Origin of the sequence: Comamonas aquatica NBRC 14918 (genome assembly GCF_000739875.1) — a bacterium.
GTDB classification, from domain to species: Bacteria; Pseudomonadota; Gammaproteobacteria; order Burkholderiales; family Burkholderiaceae_C; genus Comamonas; species Comamonas aquatica.
Genome location: NZ_BBJR01000022.1, coordinates 142,322 through 155,452, shown reverse-complemented (window position 1 = coordinate 155,452; position 13,131 = coordinate 142,322). Strand labels below are relative to the sequence as shown.

Annotated in this window: 9 protein-coding genes and 1 pseudogene; 7 read left to right on the top strand and 3 right to left on the bottom strand. The window is 68.4% G+C overall.

Annotation, left to right across the window (positions count from 1 at the left end; genetic code table 11):
- Positions 1–350 precede the first annotated feature (350 nt).
- Positions 351–1,700: pseudogene (locus tag CA2_RS02885) on the bottom strand (methyl-accepting chemotaxis protein); the annotation flags it as partial.
- A 294-nt stretch (positions 1,701–1,994) separates the two neighbouring features.
- Here CA2_RS02885 and CA2_RS02880 point away from each other — a divergent pair.
- Positions 1,995–3,953: a PhoX family protein gene (locus CA2_RS02880; protein ID WP_042412428.1), complete on the top strand. Its 1,959-nt coding sequence runs from the start codon at positions 1,995–1,997 to the stop codon at positions 3,951–3,953.
- A 362-nt stretch (positions 3,954–4,315) separates the two neighbouring features.
- On the opposite strand, the gene cobA is transcribed toward CA2_RS02880, so the two are convergent.
- On the bottom strand, positions 4,316–5,122 hold the full coding sequence (cobA, locus tag CA2_RS02875) for a uroporphyrinogen-III C-methyltransferase (RefSeq protein WP_042412425.1): 807 nt from the start codon (positions 5,120–5,122) through the stop codon (positions 4,316–4,318).
- Complete coding sequence (gene ybiB / locus CA2_RS02870; RefSeq protein WP_042412424.1) at positions 5,119–6,090, bottom strand: DNA-binding protein YbiB; 972 nt, start codon at positions 6,088–6,090, stop codon at positions 5,119–5,121. Before ybiB ends, cobA begins: the two co-directional genes overlap by 4 nt.
- 213 nt (positions 6,091–6,303) lie before the next feature.
- Between ybiB and CA2_RS02865 the strand changes: the two genes are divergently transcribed.
- From CA2_RS02865 to CA2_RS02840, 6 genes are all read left to right on the top strand, one after another.
- Positions 6,304–6,942: a DUF937 domain-containing protein gene (locus tag CA2_RS02865; protein ID WP_042412422.1), complete on the top strand. Its 639-nt coding sequence runs from the start codon at positions 6,304–6,306 to the stop codon at positions 6,940–6,942.
- A gap of 114 nt (positions 6,943–7,056) precedes the next feature.
- Positions 7,057–8,106, top strand: coding sequence for a tRNA (adenosine(37)-N6)-threonylcarbamoyltransferase complex transferase subunit TsaD (tsaD, locus tag CA2_RS02860; RefSeq protein ID WP_042412419.1), 1,050 nt, complete (start codon positions 7,057–7,059; stop codon positions 8,104–8,106).
- Positions 8,107–8,216: 110 nt separating this feature from the next.
- Positions 8,217–9,692 (top strand): efflux transporter outer membrane subunit, encoded by a 1,476-nt coding sequence (locus CA2_RS02855; protein ID WP_081888836.1) that lies wholly within the window; start codon positions 8,217–8,219, stop codon positions 9,690–9,692.
- A gap of 20 nt (positions 9,693–9,712) precedes the next feature.
- Entirely contained in the window at positions 9,713–11,101 is a 1,389-nt protein-coding gene (locus CA2_RS02850) for an efflux RND transporter periplasmic adaptor subunit (protein ID WP_042412417.1), read from the top strand.
- Positions 11,098–11,889, top strand: coding sequence for an ABC transporter ATP-binding protein (locus tag CA2_RS02845; RefSeq protein WP_042412415.1), 792 nt, complete (start codon positions 11,098–11,100; stop codon positions 11,887–11,889). The genes CA2_RS02850 and CA2_RS02845 overlap by 4 nt, the downstream gene beginning before the upstream one ends.
- On the top strand, positions 11,889–13,094 hold the full coding sequence (locus CA2_RS02840; protein WP_042412412.1) for an ABC transporter permease: 1,206 nt from the start codon (positions 11,889–11,891) through the stop codon (positions 13,092–13,094). Before CA2_RS02845 ends, CA2_RS02840 begins: the two co-directional genes overlap by 1 nt.
- Positions 13,095–13,131: the final 37 nt, after the last annotated feature.

The window sequence follows — 13,131 nt, the reverse complement described above, 5'->3', positions numbered from 1 at the left end:
CGGAGGGCTTGGCCGGGCGGGCCAGGGCGGGCGCCGAGGTGGCTGGGGTGGATGCTTGTGCGCGCCGCACCCGCGGCGGGGCTGCGCGGTGCTGGCATCGGCGTGCGGGGAGCGGCCGTAGCCACGGGCACCGCAGCGGCCGGCGTGGCCGCGCGGACAGGGGCAGCCGCCGGTGCAGTGCCGCCCTGGGTCTTGAAGTGCGAGACGGCCTGCACCAGTTCCTGGGCTTGGCGCTTCAGGCTGTCGGCGGCGGCCGCGCTTTCCTCGACCAGGGCCGCATTCTGCTGGGTGGTGGTGTCCATCTGCGTGATGGCTTCACCGACCTGGGCCACGCCCTGGCTCTGCTCGGTGCTGGCGGCGCTGATCTCGCCGACCAGGTCGGTCACGCGGCGGATGGCGCCCACCACCTCGGACATGGTGTGGCCGGCGCGCTCCACCAGGGCGCTGCCGGCTTCCACGCGCGAGACGCTGCTGTGGATCAGCTGCTTGATTTCCTTGGCCGCCTCGGCCGAGCGGCCGGCCAGGCTGCGCACCTCGGCCGCCACCACGGCAAAGCCGCGGCCTTGTTCACCGGCGCGCGCGGCCTCGACAGCGGCGTTCAGGGCCAGGATGTTGGTCTGGAAGGCAATGCCGTCGATGACCCCGATGATGTCGGCAATCTTGTGGCTGCTTTCGGTGATGCTGCGCATGCTTTCCACCACCTCGCCGACCACCTCGCCGCCTTGCTGGGCAACTTGTGAGGCACTCAGGGCCAGCTGGTTGGCCTGCAGGGCGCTGTCGGCGTTCTGGCGCACGGTGGACGAGAGCTGCTCCATCGAGGCGGCGGTCTCTTCCAGCGCGCTGGCCTGCTCTTCGGTGCGCGAGGACAGGTCCGTGGTGCCGCTCGAAATCTCTTCGCTGGCGGTGGCCACCGACTCGGCGTTGCTGCGCACGCGCTGCACTACCGTGCTCAGGCTGTGGCGCATCTGCTCCATGGTGGCCATCAGGGTGCCCATCTCATCGCTGCTGAGGGCCTGGATGGGGTGGGTCAGATCCCCGGCCGCAATCTGCGTGGCGGCCTGCATCGCCTGGTGGGCCGGGCGGGCCAGCGAGCGTGTGACCAGCACCGCGAACAGCAGCGCCAGGGCGGCGCTGCTGGCCATGCTGCCCAGCACCCACCACATGGCCGAGGTCTTGACCGTGGCGCTGTCCGTGCGCAGCACCTCGGCATTGTTCTGGTTGATGCTCGACAGTTTGCCCACTGTCTCGGCCAGCGCGGCAAACGCGGGTTCGCCCTCCTGGGTGTACATGGACTGCAACTGCACCAGGGCGGCGGGGTCGGTGTTGCCACTGCGGTGCAGGGTCAACGCCGCCTCCGTGAAGCGCTGGTGCACGGCCAGGTAGGTGTCCCGCTGCTGCTGGTAGGCCTGCAGCAGTTGCTGCTCTTGTGCCGATTGTTCCAGCGCCTTGTAGCGTTGCTCTGACTCGGAGATCAAGGCCAGTACCGACTGCGACTGCTGATCCAGGGTCTGGGCGGCCGATTCGCTCTGCGGCGTGAGCAAGTGGCTTTCCAGGCGGCGGTAGCGGTTCCATTGCGACCGCATGTTGCCGGTCTCTGCCACGCTGGGCAGGGCGTTCTCGCTGATGCCGTGGAAGGCCTGGTTCAGTCGCTCGACCTGCCACAGGGCCACGCTGCCCAGCAGAAGGGTCAGGGCCAGCATGGACGCGAACGCCAGGCCGAGCTTGGTGCCAATTTTCAGATTTGCAAAGCGCATCGAAATACCTCGCGGTGGTTGAGGGCGTGCTGCCATTGTGCGCTGTGATTCGGGCGCTGGGATGGCGGTCAACGCGCAGCCGGCGCCCGTTTGTCACGGCCCTGCAAGCCTTGGGGCCGTGGCACAACGCGGCGGTGCGCTGTCATGCAAATGCCGCGCAACCGTCACGTCGCTGACACAGTGTTTGCAGACACTGGCCGGGCTTTTGAAACCCCCACGACGACCTCAAGGACGCCCACCATGAATCTGCAAGCTGCCACCCTCGACAGCGAAGATGTTCCCACCAACCTCAGCGCCAACCCGGAATTCCAGACCGTGGTGGCCAGCGCCGTGTCGCGCCGTGGCTTTTTGCGCACCGGCACTGGCCTGTCGGCGGCCATGTTCCTGGGTCTGGGCGGGGGGCTGGTCGGTTGCGCCACATCGGGCAGCCAGGGCGGCCAGCCGCTGATCGGCTTCCAGGCCATTCCGATCTCGACCGACGACAGCATCAAGATTGCTCCCGGCTACAGTGCCAAGGTGCTGGCCCCCTGGGGCACACCGCTGCTGGACGGGGCCCCCAAGTTCAAGGGCGATGGCAGCGAGGACGCCGCCACCCAGGCCCAGCAGGTGGGCGACAACCACGACGGCATCCACTTCTTCGCCCTGGACGGCAAGAACGACGAAGGCCTGCTGGTCATGAACCACGAGTACTGCACGGTCGATGAAAAGACCGGCGCCTACGTCTGGCTGTTTGGCCGCAAGGGCGGCGACGTGGCCAAGCAATGGGGTCGCGACCACGTGCACAAGTCCATGAACGCGCACGGCGTGTCGGTGATCCACCTCAAGCGCAACGCCAAGGGCGCATGGGACATCGTGCCGGGCAGCGTCTACAACCGCCGCATCACGGCGCATTCGGCCATGCAGATGAGCGGCCCTGCCGCCGGCGATGCCCTGCTCAAGACCCGCGGCGATGCCAGCGGCACGCGCGCGCAAGGCACCTTCAACAACTGCGGCAATGGTTTCACCCCCTGGGGCACCTACCTGACTTGCGAGGAAAACTTCAACAACTACTTCGGCACCAGCGCCGGTGAAGACCGCCGCAACGCCGCGCAAAAGCGCTACGGCCTGTCGCCCAAGGGCAGCCTGTTCCAGTGGGAAAAGCACGAGGCGCGCTTTGACTATGTGAAGGAGCCCAACGAATCCCACCGCTTTGGCTGGATCGTCGAGATCGACCCCTTCAACCCCGGTAGCATCCCGCAAAAGCGCACGGCGCTGGGCCGCTTCAAGCACGAGAACGCCGCCTTCGCCCTGACCAAGGATGGCCGTCCCGTGATCTACATGGGTGACGACCAGGCCAACGACTACATCTACAAGTTCGTCTCGAACCACAAGTACGTGCCCGGCGGCGACACCAGCCGCCTGCTGGACGACGGCCAGCTGTTCGTGGCCCGTTTTGATGCGGGTGCCGCCACGGGCGACTTTGCCGGCACCGGCACCTGGCTGCTGCTGGACAAGCAGGCCAACCCCCAGCTGCGTGCCGATGCCCAGTTTGCCAACCAGGCGGCCGTGCTGGTGCATGCCCGCTTGGCCGGCGATGTGGTGGGCGCCACCAAGATGGACCGCCCCGAGTGGGTGACCGTGCACCCCCGCACCGGCGAGGTCTATGTGACCCTGACCAACAACAGCGGCCGCAAGACCGTGGACGACGCCAATCCGCGCGAGAAGAACGTCTACGGCCAGATCGTGCGCTGGCGCGAAGCCGGGGGCGACGCCGCGGCCACCACCTTCGAGTGGGACATCTTCGTGCTGGCCGGCAACCCCACCGTGCACACGGACCGCAAGGACCTGCGCTCGGGCTCGGCCAACATCACGGCCGACAACACCTTCAACAGCCCCGATGGCCTGGCCTTCGACCGTGACGGCCGCCTGTGGATCCAGACCGACGGCAAGTACAGCAACAAGGGGGACTACGCCGGCCAGGGCAACAACCAGATGCTGTGCGCCGACCCCGTGACCAAGGAAATCCGCCGCTTCCTGGTGGGCCCCAAGGAGTGCGAGGTGACCGGCATCACCTTCACCCCGGACCACAAGACCATGTTCATCAACATCCAGCACCCCGGTGAAGAGGGCGACAGCCACTGGCCCGATGGCGGCAACAGCATTCCGCGCTCGGCCACGGTGGTGATCACCAAGGACGATGGCGGTGTGATCGGCAGCTGAGGCGCGCCGTGCAAAGACATGCGTCCTGCCCGCCCGGGCTGGGGGCATGACAAGGGCTGACACAGTGGTGGCTGTGTCAGCCCTTGTTGTTGGGGCAGCGCCGCCGTGGCAGCTGGCAAAAAGTGAGCGATTGGCGCACGTTTGGCGCTGGTTTCAGGTGTTTATATGCCTGAAAGTAAGCCGCCACGTGTGTTAAATGCTTTGAAATGAAGAGCGTTGGTGGGTCTGAGCCGCAGGGCCGCCGCGGGCCCGAAGGGCGCCAGGGGTGCAGCCCGACCGGCTGGGCCTCGGCACTGGGGCGTGTCCGAAGGCCTTCCGGGCTGCGGCCCGCACGGCGGTGGGTCTGCCGGTGCGCAGGGCGTTCAGCTGGCCAGGGCCTGCGCCGTGGCCTCTGGGGCCGGGCTGTGCCGTGCCCACTGGGCCACGCCGCGCACCACATCGCCAATCACCAGCACGCTGGGGCTGCCCAGTTGCTGCGCGGCCAGCGTGGCGGGCAGCGCGCCCAGGGTGGTGATGGCGTGGCGCTGCTGCGCCAGGCTGGCGTGCTGGATGATGGCCGCGGGCGTATGCGCGGGCAGGCCACCGGCCTGCAGGCCGGCGGTGATCTGCTCGGCCGAGCTGATGCCCATGTAGATCACCAGGGTCAGCCGCGCTGCGGTGGCCGTGGCCGCCAGGGCCTGCCAGTCCGTGCCGGCATCGCCGGGCTTGGCGTGGCCGGTGATGAACACCACGCCGTGGGCGTGGTCGCGGTGGGTCAGCGGCGCGCCCAGGCTGCTCAGGCCCGCCAGGCCGGCGGTGATGCCGTTGATCACCTGCACCTCGATGCCGGCGGCGCGCAGGTGTTCCACCTCTTCGCCACCGCGGCCGAAGATGAAAGGGTCACCGCCCTTGAGGCGCACCACGCGTTCGCCCTTGTGCACTTCGGCTTCCATCAGCTTCTCGATGAAGGCCTGGGGCGTGCTCTTGCAGCCGCCGCGCTTGCCCACATAGATGATGCGCGCGTCGGGCGCGGCAAAGTCCACGATGGCCTGGGACACCAGGTCGTCCACCAGCAGCACGGTCGCGGTCTGGATGGCTTTCAGTGCCTTGAGGGTCAGCAACTCCGGATCGCCGGGGCCGGCACCGACCAGGGTGCAAGTGCCAGTGGGGGACAGGGGGGCGCTGTTCATGCGTGGGCTCCGGGGGTGACAGGCAGGGCGGGTGAGGCGGCGGGGCAGGCGGTCTGCAACTGGCGGTGCAGCGCCACAATGGCCTGCACCTGGGTGGCCAGGGTGGCGGGCAGCGGGCGCTGGCCTTGCAGCACTTCACGCGTGAAGGCGGCGGTGGCGGCAGCGTCCAGGTGCGGCGGCAACTCCGGCAGGGTGGGGATGGTACCGCTTTCGGCGGTCCATGCCTGCACGGTCTGGCCGTGCAGGATGGCGCGCATGGCCGGCTGGCGCCGTGGATCGGCCACGGGCTCGCCCTCCATGCCGCGCAGCAGCAGCGCGTGGCCCCCGGCTTCGGCATGCGTTGCGGCCATGCTGAGGGCGTATTCCGGGTGCGTATAGCAGCCCACGACCAGGCTGGCGAAACCACCGCGCCCCAGCGGGTTGAAGTGCTTGACCAGGCTGTGGGCGGGGTTGCGCAGGCCGATGGTGGCGCGCGCATCCAGCAGGTCGGCCAGGCCGGGCAGCAGCTGGCGTGGTCCCATCAGCAGCAGCTCGCCGGGATCTGGCGCGCGCAGGCGGCTTTCGGGGCTGTGGCCCAGGTGCGCGAGCACCTGCGTGGCGGTGGTGCGGCTGGTTTCGGTGGTGGCGCCGTGCAGCAGCACGGGCAGGCCTTCGCGCACCAGCAGCAGCGCCAGCAGCGGGGTCAGCACGGGCAGGCGGCGCGCGCCGTTGTAGCTGGGCAGCACCACGACCGGGCTGGCCGGGGCCTCGGTCAGCGGCAGGCGGGCGTGCACGGCGTCCATGAATCCGGCCATTTCGGCAGCGGTTTCCCCCTTGATGCGCATGGCTAGGCAGAAGGCCCCCACCTGCAGCGGGTGAGCCTGGCCGTCGAGCAACCAGCCCATAAGCTCGGCGGCCTGCGGCCGCGACAGCGGGCGTGCGCCGTCTTTGCCGCGACCGATTTCCTTGAGGTATTGCTGGATGCTCATGGGGTATCTATAAAAGTATTCGCCGTATTTTGAATGGTTTTTTATATCTGTTTCTTATATGAGCATGGCGTTTGCGTCTGATTGCCCGCTGTCGCCCGCTGCCGTGCTGTCAGGCTTTGCCGCATCGTGCACGCCATGGCCGGTGGCTCCTCCGCGCTGCCGCATACTGACGCCCCAGGGGCGGCACCAGCCGCCCGCCGACAGGAGTGAGTGATGCATCCACAGCAATCTTTGGTGTCCGAATTGATGGCGCAACTGCAGGGCGCGCCCATGCAGCAGATGGCGCAGCAACTGGGCGCAGACCGCCAGCAAATCCAGACCGCGGTGGGGGCAGCATTGCCCTTGCTGCTGGGCGCCTTGGGTCGCAATGCCGCACAGCCCCAGGGCGCCGCCGACCTGATGGGGGCGCTGCAGCGCGACCACGCTGCGGCCTTGCCCCAGGGGCTGGGCGGTCTGGGCGACCTGCTGGGTGCCGTGTTCGGGGGCGCGGGCGGCGCGGCCAGCCCCGCTGGGCAGGGCGCGGCCATCCTGGGCCACATTTTGGGTGGCAGCCAGCAGCAAGCGCAGGACAGCCTGGGCCAGGCCACCGGGCTGGGCGGACAGACGGTGGGGCAGTTGCTGTCCATGCTGGCGCCCATCGTCATGGCGTTCCTGGCCCAGCGTGCGCAAGCCGGCCACATGGATGCGGGTAGCCTGGGGCAAAGCCTGGAACAGGAACGCACCCAGGCCCAGAACGCCGGGGGCCTGGGCGGTGGGCTGCTGGGCAGCCTGCTGGACCAGGACGGCGATGGCAAGTTGGGGGCCTCGGACCTGTTCAAGCTGGGCAGTGCCTTCCTCAACAACCGCCGCTGAACGCCTGTCGCCCCATCTGCCAAGCACCTGCGGGTGCTTTTTTCTGGCCTGGGGCACAAGGCTTTTGGCCGGGCCCACGCTGCGCCGTGGTGCGCAGACCTACACTTGCGCCCTATGAGTCAGCTGATCTTGGGTATTGAATCTTCGTGCGATGAAACCGGCGTGGCCCTGGTGCGCATGCCGGCCGACGGCAGTGTGCCGACGCTGCTGGCCCACGCCTTGCACAGTCAAATCGACATGCACCGCGCCTATGGCGGGGTGGTGCCGGAACTGGCCAGCCGCGACCACATCCGCCGCGTGCTGCCGCTGACGCAGCAGGTGCTGGACGATGCGGGCCAGACCCTGCAGGACATCGACGTGGTCGCCTTCACCCGGGGGCCCGGCCTGGCTGGCGCGCTGCTCGTGGGGGCCGGGGTGGCCTGCGCGCTGGGGGCGGCCCTGGACAAGCCCGTGCTGGGCGTACACCACCTGGAAGGGCACCTGCTGTCGCCCTTCCTGAGCGCCGATCCCCCTGAGTTTCCCTTCATCGCCTTGCTGGTCTCGGGGGGGCACACCCAGTTGATGCGCGTGGATGGCGTCGGCCGCTACGAGATTCTGGGCGAAACCATCGACGATGCCGCCGGCGAAGCCTTCGACAAATCCGCCAAGGTCATGGGCTTGCCGTACCCCGGCGGCCCCATCCTGTCCAAACTGGCGGAAAGCGGTGACCCCGAGGCCTTCAAGCTGCCGCGTCCCTTGCTGCACAGCGGCGATCTGGACTTTTCGTTTGCGGGCCTGAAGACCGCGGTGCTGACGCAGGCCAAGAAACTGGGGGACGAGCTGGAAGCGCGCAAGGCCGACCTGGCGGCCAGCGCCCAGGCGGCGATCGTGGACGTGCTGGTCAAGAAGACCCTGAACGCCCTCAAGCAGACCGGCATGCAGCGCGTGGTGGTGGCGGGGGGCGTGGGCGCCAACCAGCTGCTGCGCCAGCAACTGAACGAAGCCTGCGCCAAGCGCAAGATCCGCGTGCACTATCCGGAGCTGCACCTGTGCACCGACAACGGCGCCATGATTGCCATGGCCGCGGCCATGCGCATGCAGGCTGGCCAGCAGCAGGCCGACAAGCACTATGCGTTTGATGTGAAACCGCGCTGGCCGCTGGACGCGATTGTGGAGCCGGCCTAGGCCCGCAGGCAGCTTTACCAAAGCTTCACAGGGCTTTTGCCCGGGCCCTACACAGGCTCTGCACAATCGCGGGGTAGAAACAAGCGAACACGCGGTTTTTCTCCCATTTTATGCAGAACCAGCTTCTCTCCATTTCCGACCGCCACCCGGCGCGCGCCTGGGTCACGCCACTGGCGCTGGCCACGGCCTTGCTGGTGGCCGGCTGTAGCCACACCTCGCAATTTGCCGGACAGAGTCAGCCCGTGCCGGTGCCCACGCAGTGGCAGCGCAGCGCCGAGGCCGCCCCTGTGGCATCGCCCGAAGACCTGAGCCGCTGGTGGCAGCGCTTTGGCGACGCGCCGATGACGGCGCTGATCGACCAGGCCCTGGCCGCCAACCCGAGCGTGCTCAACGCCCAGGCCGTGCTGCGCCAGGCGCGGGCCCAGCGCGATGTGCAGGCCGCTGGCCTGCTGCCCAGTGTGGGCAGCAGCGCGGGGGCCACCCGCAGCCGCTCGGGCAACAACGATGCCAGCAACCGTTACTCCGTGGGCGTGGACGCCAGCTGGGAGCCCGACTGGTGGGGCCGCCAGGGCAATGCCGTCCAGGCCGGCGATGCCAACGTGCAGGCCGCCGTGGCCTCGTTGGAAGGGGCCCATGTGGCCCTGGCCGCCGAGGTGGCGCTGAACTACATCGAGCTGCGCAGCCTGCAGGAACGCCTGCAGATTGCCCGCGACAACCTGGCCATCCAGCGCGAAAACCAGCAGATCACCGAATGGCGCCTGCAGGCGGGGCTGGTGACTTCGCTGGAGGCCGAGCAGGCCCGGCAATCCACGGCGCAGACGGCCGCGCAGATTCCGGCGCTGCAAAGTTCCCTGGCCCAGTCGCGCCATGCACTGGCAATCTTGACCGGGCAGCCGCCCGGGGCCCTGGATGCCCAGCTGCAAACCGTCCAGCCTCTGCCAGTGGCCCCCGAGCAGCTGGCCATGGCCTTGCCGGCCGATACCTTGCGCCAGCGCCCCGATGTGCGCGTGCAGGAGCACAAGGTGGTGGCGGCCATGGCCAATCTCTCCGCCCAAGAGCGGGTCAACTTCCCCAGCTTGCGCCTCAGCGGTTCGCTGGGGCTGGGCGCCCTGACGGTGGGGGCCCTGACCAATGGCGCGTCGGTGGCGGCCAGCATTGCGGCCGGCCTGTCTGCGCCGCTGTTCGATGGCGGCGCCAACCGCGCCCAGATTCGCGCCCAGCAGGCGGCGGTGGAGCAGGCGCGCATCGCCTACCGTTCCACGGTGCTGACGGCCTTGCAGGAGGTCGAGGATGCGCTGGCGCAGCTGCAGGGCGACAAGGAGCGGCTGGTCCAGTTGCTGGTGGCGCAGGAGGCCGCACGCAATGCCTCGCTGCTGGCCAACCAGCGCTACAGCAGCGGGCTGGTGGACTTCCAGACGGTGCTGGATACCCAGCGCACGCTGCTGTCGTCGCAAGACAGCGTGGCGAGTACGCGCGCGGCCATCAGCACCGACCATGTGCGCCTGTACAAAGCGCTGGGCGGCGGCTGGCAGCCCCTGGACACGGATGGACAGCGGGTGGGCAGCAGCACCCCCGCCACGTTGTGAGAGATGGAACGGACAAAGCGATGAACAAGAAAAACTCCGCAAGCACCTCCAAGGAGGTCCAGGAATTACTGGGTGACGGCTTGGCACGCCGCTGGTGGCAAAGCCCCACGGTCTGGATCGGCGTGGTGGCGATCGTGGGTGCCGCCGGTGCCTATGCCTACTGGCAGCACCAGCAACAGGTGAACGCCAAGCCGGTGTATGTGGCCGAGGCGGTCAAGCGCGGCAATCTGTCGATCACGGTGTCGGCCAACGGCACCTTGCAACCGACGCGGACGGTGAACGTCGGGTCCGAGCTGTCCGGCACGGTGCGCCGGGTGCTGGTGGATGTCAACGACGAGGTCAAGCAGGGCCAGGTGCTGGTGGTGCTGGACACGGACAAGCTGAATGCCCAGTTGAACCGCTCCAAGGCCTCCGTGGCCTCGGCGCTGGCGCGCCTGCAGCAGGCCCAGGCCACCCTGAAGGAGGCGCGCTCCAATTTCGCCCGCCAGGAAGAGGTCCATCGCCTGTCCGCAGGCAAGGTGCCGTCCGCCGCCGAAATGGATGCCGGGCGTGCCTCGGTCGATCGTGCGGTGGCCGATGAAGCCGCCGCCCGTGCCTCGGTCGACGATGCGCGCGCCGCACTCCAAACCGATGAGACCAACCTGTCCAAGGCCTCGATCAAGTCGCCCATCGACGGTGTGATCCTGACCCGTTCCGTGGACCCCGGCAATGCCGTGGCTGCCTCGCTGCAGGCCGTGACCCTGTTCACCGTGGCAGAAGACCTGAAGAAGCTGCGGCTGGAAGTCTCGGTCGACGAGGCCGACATCGGCCAGGTGCAGACCGGCCAGCGTGCCAGCTTCACGGTCAGCGCCCACCCCTCGCGCACCTACCCGGCCAAGGTCACGCGCGTGGACTATGGTTCCACCAAGACCGACAACGTGGTGACCTACCTGGCGCGCCTGGATGTGCGCAACGAGGACCTGTCGCTGCGCCCCGGCATGACGGCATCGGCGTCCATCCGCGCCAACGAGCGCAGCGATGTGCTGCTGGTGCCCAATTCGGCGCTGCGCTTCACGCCGGTGGGCATGCAGGCTCCGGCGGTGGAGGGCGCGGCCCCCGCCGCCGAGCGATCGGGCGGCCCTGGCGCAGAGCGCAACCCCCGCCCGCAGGGCGCCTCGGGGGGCAACAGCGGCGGCATCATGGGCCAGCTGATGCCCCAGCGTCCCCGCATGAGCCGTGGCGGCGCGGGTGGCGCGCAGGCCATGGGCCCGGGCCAGACCCGCTACGTCTGGGTGCTGGAGGGCGAGCAGCCTGTGGCCGTGCAGGTCAAGACGGGCATCAGCGATGGCCGCATGACCGAGGTGGACAGCGAGAAGCTGGCCGAAGGTGCCCAGGTCATCACCGACCAGCGCAGCGGGGCCGCGCGATGAGCGAGGCCGCACCGCAGGCTGCTGACGGCGGCGCCAGCCCACCGCTGATCCGGTTGCGCAACATCGTCAAGGTGTATGGCGAAGGCGGCCTGGCCTTCAAGGCGCTCAAGGGCGTGGACCTGGACATCGCGCAGGGCGAATTCGTCGCCATCATGGGGCCCAGCGGGTCGGGCAAGTCCACGGCCATGAACACCCTGGGCTGCCTGGACCGGCCGACGGCGGGCGAATACCTGTTCAAGGGCGTGCACGTCGAAGGCCTGGACCGTGACGAGCGCGCACGGCTGCGTCGGCGCTATTTCGGCTTTGTGTTCCAGGGCTTCCATCTGTTGCCGCGCACCACGGCGCAGGAAAACGTGGAACTTCCCCTGCTGTACCGCGGCGAATCGGCCGCGCAGCGCCACCAGGCGGCGCGCCGGGCGCTGGAGGCCGTGGGCCTGAACGGCTGGGAGCACCACACGCCGGCCGAACTGTCGGGCGGGCAGCAGCAGCGCGTGGCGATTGCGCGCGCCATCGTCAGCAACCCGGTGGTGCTGCTGGCCGACGAGCCCACGGGCAACCTGGACACCCAGCGCAGCGAGGAAATCATGGAGTTGCTGTGGAAGCTCAACCATGAGCAGGGCATCACCGTGCTCATGGTGACGCACGAGCCCGAGATGGCCGCGTACGCGCGCCGCATCGTGCGCTTCAAGGACGGGCTGCTGGACACGGATGTGCCCAACGCCTCGGTCATGCTGCGTGCCGCGGCGCCATCTGCGGGCGATGGCCTGGCGCAAGGGAGGGAAGGCTGATGTTTGGCAACACCATCTTGCTGGCGCTGCGATCCATCCGCCGCAATCTGCTGCGCTCCTTCCTGACCATCCTGGGCATCGTGATCGGGGTCAGCGCGGTGATCACCATGGTCACCCTGGGCAATGGCGCCACCTTGGCCGTGCAGACGCAGATCCAGGGCCTGGGCACCAACCTGCTGCAGATCCGCGCGGGGCAGCGCATGGGGCCCGGGACAACGGCCGCACCGGCGTTCAAGGACACGGACGCGAATGCTATTGCCCAGCAAATCGGCGGCATTGCCGCCGTGGCCCCGGAGGCGCGTTCCGGCACCACCCTGGTGGCGAACGGCCGCAACTGGTCGTCCAGCGTGATCGGCAGCACCAACGCCTGGCTGCAGACCGGCAACTGGAAGCTGGAGCAGGGCCGCGTGTTCACGCCCGAAGAGCTGCGCGCCGGTGCGGCCGTGTGCATCATCGGCTCGACCCTGCACCGCGAACTGTTTCAGAACAGCCCGGACATCCTGGGCCAGCACCTGCGGGTGAAAGCCTTCTCGTGCGAGATCGTCGGCCTGCTGGGTTCCAAGGGCCAGGGGGCCTTCGGCAACGACCAGGACGACATGGTGCTGATCCCGCTCAAGACCCTGCAGCGCCGGGTCACGGGCAACACCCGGGTGAACACTTTGCTGGTGTCCATGGCCGAAGACAGCGATCCCGAGCGCGTCAAGAGCAGCCTGCGCGACCTGCTGCGCGATCTGCGCAAGCTGGCACCCATGGACGAGGACAACTTCAACGTGCTGGACACCAAGCAACTGGCCGACACCATGGCCGGCACCACCAAGGTGATGACCACCCTGCTGGGCGCGGTGGCCGCGGTGAGTCTGTTGGTGGGGGGTATCGGCATCATGAACATCATGCTGGTCAGCGTGACCGAGCGCACGCGCGAGATCGGCCTGCGCCTGGCGATTGGCGCGCTGGAGCGCGAGGTGCTGCTGCAGTTCCTGATCGAGGCCGTGGTGCTGGCGGCGCTGGGGGGCTTGATCGGCATCGCGATTGCGGCCGTGGCCTCGGTGACGCTGGCGCAGCTGATGCAGGTGCCGTTTGTCTTCAACCCCACGGTGAATCTGCTGTCGTTTGTGTTTTCGGCGGCGATTGGCGTGGTCTTTGGCTACTTCCCGGCGCGCCGCGCTGCGCAGCTGGACCCGATCGAGGCCTTGCGCCACGAGTGAGTGCCGGGGATTCCCATAAAAAAGCCGGTGGCTGCAA

Excerpts from the sequence above, each read along its gene's own strand:
- CA2_RS02880 (WP_042412428.1), top strand. The coding sequence starts at position 1,995 with ATGAATCTGCAAGCTGCCACCCTCGACAGCGAAGATGTTCCCACCAAC.
- cobA (WP_042412425.1), bottom strand. The coding sequence starts at position 5,122 with ATGAACAGCGCCCCCCTGTCCCCCACTGGCACTTGCACCCTGGTCGGT.
- ybiB (WP_042412424.1), bottom strand. The coding sequence starts at position 6,090 with ATGAGCATCCAGCAATACCTCAAGGAAATCGGTCGCGGCAAAGACGGC.
- CA2_RS02865 (WP_042412422.1), top strand. The coding sequence starts at position 6,304 with ATGCATCCACAGCAATCTTTGGTGTCCGAATTGATGGCGCAACTGCAG.
- tsaD (WP_042412419.1), top strand. The coding sequence starts at position 7,057 with ATGAGTCAGCTGATCTTGGGTATTGAATCTTCGTGCGATGAAACCGGC.
- CA2_RS02855 (WP_081888836.1), top strand. The coding sequence starts at position 8,217 with ATGCAGAACCAGCTTCTCTCCATTTCCGACCGCCACCCGGCGCGCGCC.
- CA2_RS02850 (WP_042412417.1), top strand. The coding sequence starts at position 9,713 with ATGAACAAGAAAAACTCCGCAAGCACCTCCAAGGAGGTCCAGGAATTA.
- CA2_RS02845 (WP_042412415.1), top strand. The coding sequence starts at position 11,098 with ATGAGCGAGGCCGCACCGCAGGCTGCTGACGGCGGCGCCAGCCCACCG.
- CA2_RS02840 (WP_042412412.1), top strand. The coding sequence starts at position 11,889 with ATGTTTGGCAACACCATCTTGCTGGCGCTGCGATCCATCCGCCGCAAT.